General features: G+C 61.6%; 14 protein-coding genes and 2 tRNA genes. 4 read left to right on the top strand and 12 right to left on the bottom strand.

The genetic code is table 11. From position 1 onward, the window contains the following. Window positions 1-20: 20 nt before the first annotated feature. The 12 genes from FYK34_RS02170 to FYK34_RS02115 form a co-directional block, all read right to left on the bottom strand. Window positions 21-626 (bottom strand): methyltransferase, encoded by a 606-nt coding sequence (locus FYK34_RS02170; RefSeq protein ID WP_149294847.1) that lies wholly within the window; start codon window positions 624-626, stop codon window positions 21-23. A gap of 9 nt (window positions 627-635) precedes the next feature. Continuing rightward, on the bottom strand, window positions 636-1,016 hold the full coding sequence (locus tag FYK34_RS02165) for a DUF1289 domain-containing protein (RefSeq protein ID WP_149294846.1): 381 nt from the start codon (window positions 1,014-1,016) through the stop codon (window positions 636-638). A gap of 338 nt (window positions 1,017-1,354) precedes the next feature. Beyond that, a tRNA-Pro gene (locus tag FYK34_RS02160) sits at window positions 1,355-1,431 on the bottom strand. Between the two features lie 30 nt (window positions 1,432-1,461). Continuing rightward, window positions 1,462-1,815, bottom strand: a complete 354-nt coding sequence (locus tag FYK34_RS02155) for a MerR family transcriptional regulator (protein WP_149294845.1) — start codon at window positions 1,813-1,815, stop codon at window positions 1,462-1,464. Next, entirely contained in the window at window positions 1,796-2,098 is a 303-nt protein-coding gene (locus tag FYK34_RS02150) for an integration host factor subunit alpha (protein ID WP_011134908.1), read from the bottom strand. Before FYK34_RS02150 ends, FYK34_RS02155 begins: the two co-directional genes overlap by 20 nt. A gap of 59 nt (window positions 2,099-2,157) precedes the next feature. Next, window positions 2,158-4,515: a phenylalanine--tRNA ligase subunit beta gene (pheT, locus tag FYK34_RS02145; protein WP_149294844.1), complete on the bottom strand. Its 2,358-nt coding sequence runs from the start codon at window positions 4,513-4,515 to the stop codon at window positions 2,158-2,160. Window positions 4,516-4,534: 19 nt separating this feature from the next. Beyond that, a complete protein-coding gene (locus FYK34_RS02140) occupies window positions 4,535-5,521 on the bottom strand; it encodes a phenylalanine--tRNA ligase subunit alpha (RefSeq protein ID WP_149294843.1) in 987 nt (328 codons plus the stop codon). 133 nt (window positions 5,522-5,654) lie between these two features. Continuing rightward, complete coding sequence (gene rplT, locus FYK34_RS02135; RefSeq protein ID WP_043575501.1) at window positions 5,655-6,014, bottom strand: 50S ribosomal protein L20; 360 nt, start codon at window positions 6,012-6,014, stop codon at window positions 5,655-5,657. Between the two features lie 12 nt (window positions 6,015-6,026). Beyond that, on the bottom strand, window positions 6,027-6,224 hold the full coding sequence (rpmI, locus tag FYK34_RS02130; protein WP_043626585.1) for a 50S ribosomal protein L35: 198 nt from the start codon (window positions 6,222-6,224) through the stop codon (window positions 6,027-6,029). A gap of 167 nt (window positions 6,225-6,391) precedes the next feature. Further along, a complete protein-coding gene (gene infC / locus FYK34_RS02125) occupies window positions 6,392-6,910 on the bottom strand; it encodes a translation initiation factor IF-3 (protein WP_174774536.1) in 519 nt (172 codons plus the stop codon). Window positions 6,911-6,952: 42 nt separating this feature from the next. Next, window positions 6,953-8,854 (bottom strand): threonine--tRNA ligase, encoded by a 1,902-nt coding sequence (thrS, locus tag FYK34_RS02120; RefSeq protein ID WP_149294841.1) that lies wholly within the window; start codon window positions 8,852-8,854, stop codon window positions 6,953-6,955. Between the two features lie 183 nt (window positions 8,855-9,037). Next, window positions 9,038-9,114, bottom strand: a tRNA-Val gene (locus tag FYK34_RS02115). A gap of 136 nt (window positions 9,115-9,250) precedes the next feature. On the opposite strand from FYK34_RS02115, the gene tgt reads away from it, so the two are divergent. From tgt to secF, 4 genes are all read left to right on the top strand, one after another. After that, on the top strand, window positions 9,251-10,366 hold the full coding sequence (gene tgt / locus FYK34_RS02110) for a tRNA guanosine(34) transglycosylase Tgt (RefSeq protein ID WP_149294840.1): 1,116 nt from the start codon (window positions 9,251-9,253) through the stop codon (window positions 10,364-10,366). Between the two features lie 185 nt (window positions 10,367-10,551). Then, a complete protein-coding gene (gene yajC / locus FYK34_RS02105; protein ID WP_149294839.1) occupies window positions 10,552-10,875 on the top strand; it encodes a preprotein translocase subunit YajC in 324 nt (107 codons plus the stop codon). Between the two features lie 67 nt (window positions 10,876-10,942). Beyond that, window positions 10,943-12,790: a protein translocase subunit SecD gene (gene secD / locus FYK34_RS02100; RefSeq protein WP_149294838.1), complete on the top strand. Its 1,848-nt coding sequence runs from the start codon at window positions 10,943-10,945 to the stop codon at window positions 12,788-12,790. 3 nt (window positions 12,791-12,793) lie between these two features. Next, window positions 12,794-13,729, top strand: a complete 936-nt coding sequence (gene secF / locus FYK34_RS02095) for a protein translocase subunit SecF (protein ID WP_149294837.1) — start codon at window positions 12,794-12,796, stop codon at window positions 13,727-13,729. The last annotated feature ends 229 nt before the right edge of the window (window positions 13,730-13,958 follow it).

Here is a 13,958-nt window from a genome sequence, read left to right as displayed (position 1 = left end):
CGTTCGCGTCGGCTATGCCTTCACGTCCCGCAAACTTGATCCAGATCAAACAAGCGTCGTCTCCAGACCATCCAGCACTCCCGCCCGGCGAACACCGGCAGCCCTTCCGGCACAGGCTCAGCCTGTTCCAGCTCAAACCAGGGATGAAGCAAGTCGCGCAGCTCCTCGTCCTGGATGGGGAAAGGCGGCCCACGCATGCCCTCGCTCAGAAAAAACACTCCGGCCAGCACCCCGCCGCGCGCAATCAACCGCGCCGCCTGTTCCGCATAGCGGCCGCGCATTTCCCTGGGCAGCGCGCACAAAAAAGCCCGCTCGAACATGGCGTCGAAAGCGGGCACATCCAATTGGAAAAAATCCGCCAGCTGCAGCTTATCGGCAAGCGCTGGCCATTGCTGTCTGGCTTTTTCAATGGCCGTCGCACTGAAGTCTATGCCCAGCAGCGCATGCCCCAACGCCGCCAGTCCAGGCAGATCTCCCGCGCTGCCGCAGCCGGGCAGCAGGATCCGCCCCGCGGGCAAGGCCCCGAAAAAACGGCGGGCCGGCTCCGGCAGGCTAGCCCCCTCCCAGGGCGTCACGCCCTCCTGATAACGCTGCTCCCAGAACTCCACGCGCGAACTGTCTGCCATTCCTGTTTCCTATTCGCCACGACGCAACAGCCACTCGGCGGCATGCTGCGGGGTCAGTTCCACCCGATGCAATGCCTCAGTGCGGCCATCCGTCGTCAATCGGTGCAAGGCGCCGTCCTCATCCAGCCGATAGCGCACGCCGCTGGGCAACCGCCCCCATTCCATACCATCCCGGCACTCCAGCTCCAGCAAGGCCCCGCAAGCAGCCGCCACGCGCAGCAAGCGCTGCCGCTGCGGCAGCCTGCGCCACACCGCCTCGCGCTCGGCCTCCCCCATGAAGCACCATTGACTGATCTCGCCAAAAGTGCGCACGCAACCGCGGCAGACGTTATCCCCAAGAGCGGTAGAACACAGGGCAATGCACGGCGAATCGGGACGCGGATGGTTCATATGGAAAGGACAAGTCCAAAATAACGATAAAAAGCAGCCCCGACACGAAAGTAACGAGACTGCAGTGGTCGAGTATATCAGGAGAAAGAAAATGCGGAACCAATGGAATACACGCCAAAAACCGCGCGTCTAAAGCCGCTGCGGCAAGCGGCGGCATTCAGGTAATCAGCGGAAAATCGCGGATGGCTTAAATCCGCAGCAGAGGGCGCGAATGCGCCTGAGGAAATCGGCGCGATGCGATTAAAACGCGGCGACCGCAAAACCGGGCGGCACGGTTCAGCCAAACAAAAAAGCCATGCATCAGCATGGCTTAAGAATTGGATACTGCAGTGTTTTGTTGGTCGGGGTGAGAAGATTCGAACTTCCGACCCTCTGCACCCCATGCAGATGCGCTACCAGGCTGCGCTACACCCCGACTCAAGAGAAACGTATTCTAACCGATTTATTATTTTTTGCCAACACCTGAATCCAGCCATTGCAGAATGGATTCCAGCTCGGAACGCACTTCCTGCGCCGTAATCGGTCTCTCGCCGTCCCCGCCCATTCCCAAGCGCTGTCTAGCGCCTTGAATGGTGAAGCCGTCATCGTATAGCAGCTCGCGGATTTTCCGTACCAGCAACACCTCGTGATGCTGGTAATAACGACGGTTTCCACGGCGCTTCACCTGGCGCAATTGGCAGAATTCCTGCTCCCAATAACGCAGCACATGCGGTTTCACGCCGGTCAGCTCGCCCACTTCGCTGATGGTGAAGTAGCGCTTGGATGGAATCGAAGGTAGATCAGCCTTGCTTGTTAGCATGGTATTGCTCAACCATTCCCTTGAGTTTCTGGCTTGCGTGGAACGTTACCACACGGCGCGCGGTAATGGGAATCTCTTCCCCGGTCTTGGGATTACGGCCAGGACGCTGCGGCTTGTCGCGCAGCTGGAAATTGCCGAAACCAGACAATTTCACCGAATCCCCGGACTCCAGCGCCAGCCGGATCTCTTCAAAAAACGACTCGACCATGTCCTTGGCTTCGCGTTTGTTCAGACCTACCTGGTCAAACAGCAAATCGGCCAGTTCAGCCTTCGTCAAAGTCATGACATTCCCCTCAAACTTCAGAACCAATCGGCGGGCGCCCGCGCCCGCCTTCATCCCAATCAGACGCGCAGCTGCGCGCCCAGCTCCGACGCGGCATCCAGCAGCGCTTGCATCGCCGGCTCCACATCCTCGTCGGTCAAAGTGCGGCTATTGTCCTGCATCAGCACGCTAAAGGCCAGACTCTTCTTGCCTTCGGCCACGCCTTTGCCACGATAAACGTCGAACAAAGCGATTTCACTGACGATAGCCGCCCGCTTGGCATCAAATGCCGTCAACAATTGCGCCACGCTCACGGACTCGTCCACCAGCAAGGCCAGGTCGCGGCGCACCGGTTGGAGCTTGCTGACCGGCTGCGCCTTGATGCGGCTGCGGGCTGTCACCGCGTTCAGATCCAGTTCGAACAACACCGGCGCATTGAGCAGATCGTAAGCCTGCACCCACTGAGGATGCAGCTCGCCGATCACGCCGACAACCTTGCCCGCCACCAGCACCTCGGCGCAGCGGCCGGGATGGAAGGCCGGATGACTGGCCTTGCGGTAGTCGGCCTTGACCGGATGCAACAATGCCTCGACATCGGCCTTGACGTCGAAGAAATCGACGCGCTCGGACTTGGCGCCCCACTGTTCGGCCAGACGCGGTCCCCAGGCCAGGCCGGCCGCTTTTTCCGGCTGCTCGTAGCCGTCCGCGCCGCGCAAGAACACGCGCGCGACCTCGAACAAGCGCACGCGCGGCTGCTTGCGGTTGATATTGCCCGCCAGCACGTCCACCAGGCCGCCGATCAGCGACGAGCGCATCACGCTCATCTGGCTGGCGATCGGGTTCTGCAGGCGGATCGCGTTGTCGTTGCCGGCGAAGTCGCGCTCCCAGCGCTCATCGACAAAAGCGTAGCTGACCACTTCCTGGTAGTCGCGGCTGGCCAGCAGATGGCGCAGCTGATCCAGCGGACGCTTCTCTTCCGGCTGCGCCAGCATGCGCATGCCGGAGCGCGGCGCGTCGGCGGGGATATGGTTGTAACCGTAGACGCGCGCCACTTCCTCGATCAGATCTTCCTCGATCTCGATGTCGAAGCGGAACGACGGCGCCTGCACGGTGAAGATGTCGTTTTCCAGCGAGTGGGCCAGGCCCAGGCGAGACAGGATGTCGCCGATTTGCTCGGCGGACAGCGCCACGCCCAAAACCTTGGCCACGCGGGCGACGCGCAACTGCACGGCTTGACGCTTAGGCAGCTCGGCCACTTCCTCGACCACCGGGCCGGCTTCGCCGCCGCAGATGTCCAGCACCAGGCGGGTGGCGCGCTCAATGGCGTCGCGCTGCAGCGCGAAGTCCACGCCGCGCTCGTAGCGGTAGGAAGAATCGGAGCCGAAACCCAGCTCCCGCGCCTTGCCCGCGATCGCTTCCGGCGCGAAGAACGCGGATTCCAGGAAGATGTCGCGGCTTGCGGTGGTGACGCCGCTGTGCTCGCCGCCCATGATGCCGCCCATGGCCAGCGGCTTGGCGTCGTCGGCGATCACCAGATGCTTGTCCTGCAGCTCGACGGTCTTTTCGTTCAGGCACAGCAGGCTCTCGCCCTTGCGCGCTTGGCGCACGGTGATGCCGCCCTCGATCTTGGCCAGATCGAAAGCGTGCATGGGCTGTCCCTGCTCCAGCAGGATGTAATTGGTGATGTCTACGATGGCGGAAATCGAGCGCAGGCCGGAACGCTCCAGGCGCCGACGCATCCAGTCCGGCGTGGCGGCGGCGGCATTGACGCCCTTGACCACGCGGCCCAGGTAGCGGCCGCAGGCCTGGCGCGCTTCGATCTTCACCGGACGCACGTCGTCGATGGAGGGCGCCACCGGGGCGATGGCCACCGGCTTCAGTTCGGCGCCGGTCAGCGCCGCCACTTCGCGGGCGATGCCGCGGATGGACAGGCTGTCGGCGCGGTTAGGCGTGATCTTCAGCGTGAACAGCTGGTCGTCCAGGCCCAGGTAGTCGCGGATGCTCTGGCCCACCGGCGCGTCGGCCGGCAGCAGCATCAGGCCGTCCACGTCTTCCGGCACGCCCAGCTCCTTGCCGGAGCACAGCATGCCGCCCGATTCCACGCCGCGCATCTTGGTCGGCTTGATCTTGAAGTCGCCCGGCAGGATGGCGCCAGGCAAGGCGCATGGCACGCGCACGCCGACGGCGACATTGGGCGCGCCGCAAACGATCTGGATCCATTCGCCAGTGCCCACGTCGACCTTGGTCACGCGCAGGCGGTCGGCGTTCTCATGCTTGACGCATTCCTTCACCTCGGCGATGACCACGCCGCTGAATGCGGGCGCGGCAGCGACGGTTTCTTCCACCTCCAGGCCTGCCATGGTCAGCAGCTCGGACAGTTGTTCGGTGTTCAGCGCCGGATTGACCCAGCTTCTCAGCCATTGTTCGGAAAATTGCATAGTTCGGCTCCGTGCGCGATCAGTTGAATTGCTTCAGGAAGTTGAGATCGTTCTCGAAGAACAGGCGCAGATCGTTGACGCCATAGCGCAGCATGGCGAAACGGTCCAGGCCGATGCCGAAGGCGAAGCCGGTGTATTTTTCCGGGTCGATGTTGGCGATGCTCAGCACCTTGGGGTGCACCATGCCGCAGCCGCCCACTTCCAGCCAGCGCCCTTGTTCGTCCAGCACGTCGATCTCGGCCGAGGTCTCGGTGAACGGGAAGAAGGACGGACGGAAACGCACTTGCAGGTCATCGCGCTCGAAGAAGCGGCGCAGGAAATCGGTGACCACCGCCTTCAGGTCGGCGAAGGACACGCCCTCTTCCACCCACAGGCCTTCCATCTGGTGGAACATCGGCGAATGGGTAGCGTCCGAGTCCACGCGATACACGCGGCCCGGCGCGACGATCTTGATCGGCGGCTGATGGCTTTCCATGAAACGCGCCTGGATCGGGCTGGTATGGGTGCGCAGCACGTCGCCGTTTTCCACGTAGAACGTGTCTTGCATCGCGCGCGCGGGATGGTTTTCCGGGATGTTCAGCGCCTGGAAGTTGTAGAAATCGCTTTCGATTTCCGGGCCGTCGGCCACTTCGAAGCCCATGGTGCGGAACAGGCCGGCAATGCGCTCCAAGGTCAGCGCCACCGGATGCAGGCCGCCGCCCAGGGCCCCGCGGCCCGGCAGGGTGACGTCCAGCGCCTCGGCGGCCAGCTGGGCTTCCAGCTTGGCGGCGTTGAGTTGGTCGCGCTTGTCGTTATGCGCGGCCTCGAACGCCTGCTTGGCCTGGTTGATGGTCGCGCCTGCGGCCTTGCGCTCTTCCGGCGCCAGCTTGCCCAGCTGCTTCAGGAGTTCGGTCAACTCGCCGCTCTTGCCAAGGTAGCGCGCCTTGACCTGCTCGAGTTCGATCAGGTCGGCCACGCCGGCGACGGCGGACAGACCAGCTTGGAGAATCGCGTCAACGTTGTTCATCGTGTTCCACACCGCATGCGAATAAAAGGCTGATCAAATCTTGCAACAAACATGCAGGATTGGATCAACATTCTAGGAGGCGCGAATAGAAAAAAAGGGAGGCGATTGCCTCCCTTTAAGTTCGTCCGGGCGATTAAGCAGCGAGGCTTGCTTTCGCCTTTTCGACGATCTGAGCAAAAGCGGCCTTTTCGAACACGGCCAGATCGGCCAGGACCTTGCGGTCGATTTCGATGCCGGCTTTTTTCAGACCGTTCATGAACTTGCTGTACGGCAGGCCGTTTTCACGGGCAGCTGCGTTGATACGAGCAATCCACAGTTGACGGAACTGACGCTTTTTCTGACGACGGTCGCGGTAGGCGTATTGACCCGCCTTCATCACCGCCTGTTTGGCGATGCGATAGACGTTCTTCCGGCGGCCGCGATAGCCTTTCGCCAGGGCGAGGATTTTCTTGTGACGAGCACGTGCGGTTACACCGCGTTTTACGCGTGGCATATTTCAGTCTCCTTAAGCGTAGGGCATCATGGCGCGAACAGAGGCCATGTTCGTTGCATCCACCATGGTGGTGCCACGCAGTTGGCGCTTGTTCTTGGTGGTCTTCTTGGTCAGGATGTGACGCTTGAAGGCGTAGGAACGCTTGATACCACCGCTGCCCAGCACTTTGAGACGCTTTTTCGCGCTCGACTTGGTCTTCATTTTCGGCATGGAAATGCTCCTGCTGAATTTTGTTTAGATTAGACACAGGGTGGCGGTCCGGTGAACCGTTCCGCGCTTGCAACCACTGCGTCACGCTTTTGAAGCAGATCGTTGCCGACCTACAAAATCAACACGGCAGAGCGCACTCTGCCGTGTCGGAACGATGATTATACCGATTATTTCTTCTTCGGCGCAATCATCATTACCATCTGGCGGCCTTCCAGGCGCGGGAACTGTTCTACCGTGCCCACTTCCGCCAGATCGGCCTCTACGCGCTTGAGCAGCGCGAGACCGATGTCTTGGTGTGCCATCTCACGTCCGCGGAAGCGCAGGGTGACCTTGGCCTTGTCGCCTTCAGACAGGAAACGGACCAGGTTGCGCAACTTGACGTTGTAGTCGCCATCGTCGGTGCCCGGACGGAATTTGATTTCCTTGATCTGAACCTGCTTCTGCTTCTGCTTGGCTTCGTGGCGCTTCTTGGACATTTCGTACTTGTACTTACCGTAGTCCATCAGCTTGCACACCGGCGGTTGAGCAGTCGGCGAGATCTCTACCAGATCCACGTCGTTCTCTTCGGCCAGAGCCATTGCTTCACGCAGACTGACGATGCCAATCTGCTCACCTTCCTTACCAACCAGACGGATCTCGCGAGCGGTTATCTCGCCGTTGATCCGTGCTTCGCGTTCCTGAGCTATAGCTGAAATCTCCTAAATAAATGTATGCATGCCGCCGCTGAATCAGGCCTCGGGCATCTCAGCCTTGAGGCGGGCGATGAACGCGTCCAGCGTGAGCTGGCCCAAGTCCTCGCCGCGCGCGCGCACGGCAACCAAGCCGTCTGCCTTTTCCTTGTCGCCGACGATGATCTGATACGGCAACTTTTGCAGACTATGTTCGCGGATTTTATAGCCGATCTTCTCGTTTCTCAAGTCAAGATCGACGCGGAAGCCTTGTTTCTCAAGCGCTTTGGCGATGCCGGACGCATAATCCGCCTGCGCTTCGGTGATATTCATCACCACCATCTGCACCGGAGCCAACCACAGCGGGAAGGCGCCGGCGTGGTTTTCGATCAAAATCCCCAGGAAACGCTCCAGCGAACCCAGCGCCGCGCGGTGCAGCATCACCGGACGCTTGCGGCTATTGTCGTCGGCCACATACTCGGCGTCCAGGCGCTCCGGCAGCATGAAGTCCAGCTGCAGCGTGCCGCACTGCCAGGAACGTCCCAGCGCGTCCTTGATGTGGTATTCGATCTTCGGACCGTAGAAAGCGCCCTCGCCCGGCAGCTCCGTCCACTCCACGCCGCAAGCGCGCAGCGCTTCGCGCATGCCTTCTTCGGCCTTGTCCCAGGTGGACTCTTCGCCGATGCGCTTTTCCGGACGCAAGGCCAGCTTGATCGCCACCTTGTCGAAGCCGAAGCGGTCGTACACTTCCATCACCAGACGATGGAAATCCTTGGCTTCCTGATTGATCTGATCTTCGGTACAGAAGATGTGGCCATCATCCTGCACGAAGCCGCGCACGCGCATGATGCCGTGCAGCGCGCCGGACGGTTCGTTTCTATGGCAGGAACCGAACTCGGCATAGCGCAGCGGCAGATCGCGATAGGAGCGCAGGCCGCTGTTGAAGATCTGCACATGACCCGGGCAGTTCATCGGCTTCACCGCGTAGTCGCGCTTCTCCGACTCGGTGATGAACATGTTTTCGCGATAGTTGGCGGCGTGGCCGGAACGCTCCCACAGGTGGGCGTCCATCATCATCGGCGTGCGCACTTCCTTGTAGCCTTCGGCATTCAGCTTGGCGCGCATGTATTGTTCAACGCTCTGCCACAGCTGCCAGCCCTTGGGGTGCCAGAACACCATGCCCGGCGCCTCGTCCTGCAGGTGGAACAGGTCCAGCTGCACGCCCAGCTTGCGGTGGTCGCGCTTTTCCGCCTCTTCCAGCATGAACAGATAGGCTTCCAGGTCTTCCTTCTTGGCCCAGGCCGTGCCGTAGACGCGCTGCAGCATTTCGTTCTTGCTGTCGCCGCGCCAGTAGGCACCGGCCACCTTCATCAGCTTGAACACCTTCAGCTTGCCGGTGGACGGCACGTGCGGGCCGCGGCACAAATCGGTGAATTCGCCTTCGCGGTACAGGCTCAGCACCTCGCCCTGCGGAATCGACTCGATGATCTCGGCCTTGTAGGCCTCGCCTATGCTCTTGAAGTAGGCGATGGCCTCATCACGCGGCAGCTCGTAGCGCTCGACCGGGATATCCTTCTTCGCCAGCTCGGCCATCTTCTTCTCGATCGCCGCCAGATCTTCCGGCGTGAACGGGCGCTTGTAGGCGAAGTCGTAGTAGAAGCCGTTTTCAATCTCCGGCCCGATGGTCACCTGCGCCTCCGGGAACAGCTCCTTGACGGCATAGGCCAGCAAGTGGGCGGTGGAGTGGCGGATGATGGACAGGCCGTCGGCGTCCTTGTCGGTGACGATGGCCAGATCCGCGTCGCGGTCTATCAGGTAGCTGGTATCCACCAGCTGGCCATCCACGCGGCCCGCCAGCGCGGCGCGCGCCAGACCAGTGCCGATGGAAGCGGCCACTTCATGAACCGTTACCGGTTTGTCGAATGAACGGACCGAGCCGTCCGGCAAGCGAATGTCTGGCATATCAACTCCAACGAGGGCGAGAGGTTTTTATCAGCGATTCTAAAGCAAAAGGACAAAAAAAAAGTGCGGCCTGAGCCGCACTTCTTTTTTCGCATGGTATAACCCGCAAGGCTCAGCTTCCGTGAGTATGTCGGGTAGTGGTAGTTCGCAAGGCTTTCACTTGTTCACTCCATGCATTGAATTTGGTAGGCACGATTGGATTCGAACCAACGACCCCCACCATGTCAAGGTGGTGCTCTAACCAACTGAGCTACGTGCCTGTCGTCGAGGTGTGCATAGTATAAGAGCCTTCCCATCTTGGCAAGCACTTTTTTGCATTTCCGGCGCGGCGCGCGCGCTTGCTGTATACTAGCGGACTGATTTTGCTAAACAAACCCTGAAGCGACACTTCGAATAATGTTGAAGTTTACCGTACACAAAACCTCCGGCGGCGCGCGGCGCGGCACGCTGGAGCTGAACCACGGCACCGTGGAGACCCCGGTATTCCAGCCGGTGGGCACTTACGGCTCGGTCAAGGCCATGAGCCCGGTCGAGCTGAACGACATCGGCGCGCAGATCATCCTGGGCAACACCTTCCACCTGTGGCTGCGCCCGGGACTGGAGATCGTCGAGCAGTTCGGCGGCCTGCACGAGTTCATCGGCTGGGATAAGCCCATCCTGACCGACTCCGGTGGCTTCCAGGTGTTCAGCCTGTCCGACATGCGCAAGCTGACCGAGGAAGGCTGCACCTTCCAAAGCCCGATCAACGGCGACAAGCTGTTCCTGAGTCCGGAGATCTCGATGAAGATCCAGACCGTGCTCAATTCGGACATCGTGATGCAGCTGGACGAGTGCACGCCAGGCCAGGTGGACCACGCCACCGCGCAGAAGTCCTTGCAGATGAGCTTGCGCTGGGCCGAACGCTCGCGCCGCGCCTTCGACGACCTGAAAAACCCCAACGCGCTGTTCGGCATCGTGCAAGGGAACCTTTATACCGATTTGCGCCAGGAGTCGCTGGAAGGCCTGATGCAAGTCGGCTTCGACGGCATCGCCATCGGCGGCCTGTCGGTGGGCGAGCCCAAGCCGGAAATGTACCGCATGCTGACCGAACTGAAGGACATGCTGCCGGCCGAGAAGCCGCACTACCTGATGGGCGTGGGCACGCCGGAAGATCTGGTGCACGGCGTGGCCAACGGCGTGGACATGTTCGACTGCGTGATGCCGACCCGCAACGCGCGCAATGGCTGGATCTTCACCCAATGGGGCGACGTCAAGATCAAGAACGCGCGCTACAAGGACGACAAGAAGCCGCTGGACGAAGCGTGCGCCTGCTACGCCTGCCGCAACTTCAGCCGCGCCTATCTGCACCATCTGCACCGCGTGGGCGAAATCCTGGGCGCGCGCCTGAACACCATCCACAACCTGCATTACTACCAGGAGCTGATGCGGGAGATGCGCAAGGCCATCGAGGAAGACCGCTTCGAGGACTTCCGCCTGGAGTTCGCCGCCAAGCGCGCGCGCGGCGTCAACTAAGCGCGGTCAACAAAAACGGCGCGCGCGGCGTTAGTTTCACTTTCGCCGCGCTCTCCGCCGCGGGGAACCGCGACGCCCCGCCGCCGGTCCCATGCCCTTGCCGTTCTCCATGGTTGGAAAAGCCATGGAGCATGGCTACAATGGCCTGTTTGAATTCAAGCATAACGAATCTAGGAGTTTCCCTGATGTTCATCACTCCCGCTTACGCCGCCGGCGGCGCCACGCCCGCCGGTTTCGATCTGATGGGCTTCCTGCCCATGATCGTGATCTTCGTGCTGTTCTACTTCCTGATGATCCGTCCTCAGCAGAAGCGCATGAAGGAAACCCAGAAGATGCTGTCGGAAATCCAGAAGGGCGACGAAGTGGTCACCCAGGGCGGCATCATCGGCCGCGTGTCCAAGGTCAGCGAGCAATACCTGACCCTGGAAATCGCCGACAAGGTGGAAATCAATGTTCAGCGCGGCGCCGTCAGCGCCAAGCTGGAAAAGGGCACCCTGAAGTCCCTGTAAGCCCATCACGGCCGCCCCCGGAATCTTCCGCAGGCGGCCTGTTCATTTCCTACTCCAGAACTAGAACATGAACCGCTACCCTCTCTGGAAATACCTCGTCATCGCGGTGGCGCTGATCATCTCGACGATCTACACGCTGCCCAACTTCTACGGCGAGACGCCCGCGGTGCAGGTCTCCAGCACGCGCCAGTCCATCCCGGTCGACACGGACCTGATGGCGCGCGTGGAAGACGCGCTGAAGGCGCAGAACATCAACCCTGACGGCGTGTTCCTCGACACCAACACCCTGAAGGTCCGCTTCAAGGACACCGACACCCAGCTGAAGGCGCGCGACGCCATCCAGCACGCGCTGGGCGACAACTACATCATCGCGCTGAATCTGCTGCCGGCCTCCCCGGCCTGGCTGACCTCGCTGCGCGCCAACCCGATGTTCCTGGGTCTGGACTTGCGCGGCGGCGTGCACTTCCTGCTGGAAGTGGACATGAAGGCGGCCATAGACAAGGCGATGCAGCGCTACGCCGGCGACATCAAGCGCGAGCTGAAGAACAAGCAAGTGCGCTACGGCGACATCAAGCGCGTGGGCAATACGCTGGAAGTGCAGCTGCGCGACGCCGACACGCTGAAGTCCGCCCAGGACGTGGCCTACCGCGCCGTGCCGACGCTGGCCATCCGCGCCGACGACGCCAGCAGCAAGCTAATCCTGACGCTGAAGCCGGAAGAGATCACCAAGATCGAAAACGACGCGGTGAAGCAAAACATCACCACCCTGCATAACCGCGTCAACGAACTGGGCACCACCGAGCCCATCATCCAGCAGGCCGGCCCGAACCGCATCGTGGTGCAGCTGCCCGGCATCCAGGACACGGCTCGCGCCAAGGACATCATCGGCCGCACCGCCACGCTGGAAGTGCACATGGTCGAAGACGACCAGGGCAAGATGGCCGAAGCCATGGCCGGCAACGTGCCCGCAGGCTATGAGCTGCTGGACGAAGCCACCTCGCGCGGCCAGAGCAAGATTCTGCTGAAGAGCGATGTGGAGCTGACCGGCGACAATATCAACGACGCCCAACCGAGCTTCGACCAGTTCGGCGCGCCCGCCGTCAGCATCAATCTGGACAGCGCCGGCGCCTCGATCTTCCGCCAACTGACCGCTGAAAACGTCGGCAAACGCATGGCCATGGTGCTGGTGGACCGCGGCCACAAGGAAGTGGTCACCGCGCCGGTGATCCGCACCGAAATCGGCGGCGGCCGCGTGGAAATCTCCGGCAGCATGAACAGCGCCGAAGCCAACGACACCGCCCTGCTGCTGCGCGCCGGCTCCCTGGCCGCGCCGATGAACATCATCGAAGAACGCACCATCGGACCTAGCCTGGGCAAGGAAAACATCGAGAAGGGCTTCCACGCCACCTTATGGGGCTTCGCCGCCATCGTCGCCTTCATGGTGCTGTACTACGGCATGTTCGGCGTGTTCTCCGGCCTGTCGCTGGCGATGAACGTGTTCTTCCTGATCGCTATCCTGTCCATGCTGCAGGCCACGCTGACCCTGCCCGGCATCGCCGCCATCGCGCTGGCCCTGGGCATGGCCATCGACGCCAACGTGCTGATCAACGAGCGCATCCGCGAGGAGCTGCGCAACGGCGTGCCGCCTCACTCGGCCATCCAGGCCGGCTACAACCACGCCTGGCACACCATCCTGGACTCCAACGTCACCACGCTGATCGCCGGCCTGGCGCTGATGATCTTCGGCACCGGCCCGGTGCGCGGCTTCGCCATCGTGCACTGCCTGGGCATCATGACCTCGATGTTCTCGGCGGTGCTGGTGTCGCGCGGCCTGGTGAACCTGTGGTACGGCCGTCGCCGCAAACTGACCTCGCTGGCCATCGGCCAGGTGTGGAAACCGGAAAACAAGGGCTAAACCATGGAGCTTTTCCGCATTAAACGGGACATCCCGTTCATGAGCTACGGCAGGCTCACCACCGCGATCTCGCTGGTGACCTTCATCCTCGCCGTATTCTTCCTGGCCACCCGCGGCCTGAACTTCAGCGTGGAGTTCACCGGCGGCACCGTGCTGGAAGTGCAGTACCAGCAGTCGGCCAATCTGGACCAGATCCGCGACCAGGTGGACGGCCTGAAGCTGGGCGAATCCACCGTGCAGAACCTGGGCAGCAGCCGCGACGTGATGATCCGCCTGCCCAACAAGCCGGGCACCAGCTCGGCCCAGCTGTCGGAAAAAGTGATGGGGCAGCTGAAGGCCGCCGACGCCGGCGTGCAGCTGCGCAAGGTGGACTTCGTCGGCCCCAGCGTGGGCGCCGAACTGGTGTCCAGCGGCCTGACCGCGGTGATCCTGGTCTGCCTGGGCATCATGCTCTACCTGGCCATCCGCTTCGAATGGCGCTTCGCCGTGGCGGCCATCATCGCCAATATGCACGACGTGGTGATCATCCTGGGCTGCTTCGCCTTCTTCCGCTGGGAGTTCTCGCTGACCGTGCTGGCCGGCGTGCTGGCGGTGCTGGGCTACTCGGTGAACGAGTCGGTGGTGGTGTTCGACCGGATTCGCGAAAACTTCCGCAAGCCGGGCACCCGCCACATGGCGGTCAATCAGGTGATAGACAACGCCATCACCTCCACCATGAGCCGCACCATCATCACCCACTTCTCCACCGAAATGATGGTGGTGTCCATGCTGGTGTTCGGCGGCCCGGCGCTGCACGGCTTCGCCATGGCGCTGACCATAGGCATCGTGTTCGGCATCTACTCGTCGGTGCTGGTGGCCAGCCCGATCGCCCTGTGGCTGGGTGTGAAGCGCGAGCACATGATCAAGCCGGTGAAACAGAAAGAGGAAGCGGTGGTCTGACCCCCGCCCGATGAAAACTGGCCGGCTTGTCCGGCCAGTCGGCTGTTGATAGCCCTCCTCGCCTTCTTGAAGGCGAGGCTCCCTTGCAGGGCAAGGGCGGGGGATTGGGATCCAAATAGGAAGGCTGCTGAATGAGCCGCTTATTTGGCGAGGCCCGGCTATGCCGGGTCCTCTAAAATCGTACCGATTCATTTTGTCAGCAGCCTGGCCGGCTTGTCCGGCCAGTTTT

Source organism: Chromobacterium paludis, from assembly GCF_008275125.1.
GTDB classification, from domain to species: domain Bacteria; phylum Pseudomonadota; class Gammaproteobacteria; order Burkholderiales; family Chromobacteriaceae; genus Chromobacterium; species Chromobacterium paludis.
Note: the sequence above shows the minus strand (reverse complement) of the source record. Positions and strands in the feature narration are given on the sequence as shown.

Bases quoted from the DNA above. Each gene is read 5' to 3' on its own strand.
- FYK34_RS02170 (WP_149294847.1), bottom strand. From the start codon at position 626: ATGGCAGACAGTTCGCGCGTGGAGTTCTGGGAGCAGCGTTATCAGGAG.
- FYK34_RS02165 (WP_149294846.1), bottom strand. From the start codon at position 1,016: ATGAACCATCCGCGTCCCGATTCGCCGTGCATTGCCCTGTGTTCTACC.
- FYK34_RS02155 (WP_149294845.1), bottom strand. From the start codon at position 1,815: ATGCTAACAAGCAAGGCTGATCTACCTTCGATTCCATCCAAGCGCTAC.
- FYK34_RS02150 (WP_011134908.1), bottom strand. From the start codon at position 2,098: ATGACTTTGACGAAGGCTGAACTGGCCGATTTGCTGTTTGACCAGGTA.
- pheT (WP_149294844.1), bottom strand. From the start codon at position 4,515: ATGCAATTTTCCGAACAATGGCTGAGAAGCTGGGTCAATCCGGCGCTG.
- FYK34_RS02140 (WP_149294843.1), bottom strand. From the start codon at position 5,521: ATGAACAACGTTGACGCGATTCTCCAAGCTGGTCTGTCCGCCGTCGCC.
- rplT (WP_043575501.1), bottom strand. From the start codon at position 6,014: ATGCCACGCGTAAAACGCGGTGTAACCGCACGTGCTCGTCACAAGAAA.
- rpmI (WP_043626585.1), bottom strand. From the start codon at position 6,224: ATGCCGAAAATGAAGACCAAGTCGAGCGCGAAAAAGCGTCTCAAAGTG.
- thrS (WP_149294841.1), bottom strand. From the start codon at position 8,854: ATGCCAGACATTCGCTTGCCGGACGGCTCGGTCCGTTCATTCGACAAA.
- tgt (WP_149294840.1), top strand. From the start codon at position 9,251: ATGTTGAAGTTTACCGTACACAAAACCTCCGGCGGCGCGCGGCGCGGC.
- yajC (WP_149294839.1), top strand. From the start codon at position 10,552: ATGTTCATCACTCCCGCTTACGCCGCCGGCGGCGCCACGCCCGCCGGT.
- secD (WP_149294838.1), top strand. From the start codon at position 10,943: ATGAACCGCTACCCTCTCTGGAAATACCTCGTCATCGCGGTGGCGCTG.
- secF (WP_149294837.1), top strand. From the start codon at position 12,794: ATGGAGCTTTTCCGCATTAAACGGGACATCCCGTTCATGAGCTACGGC.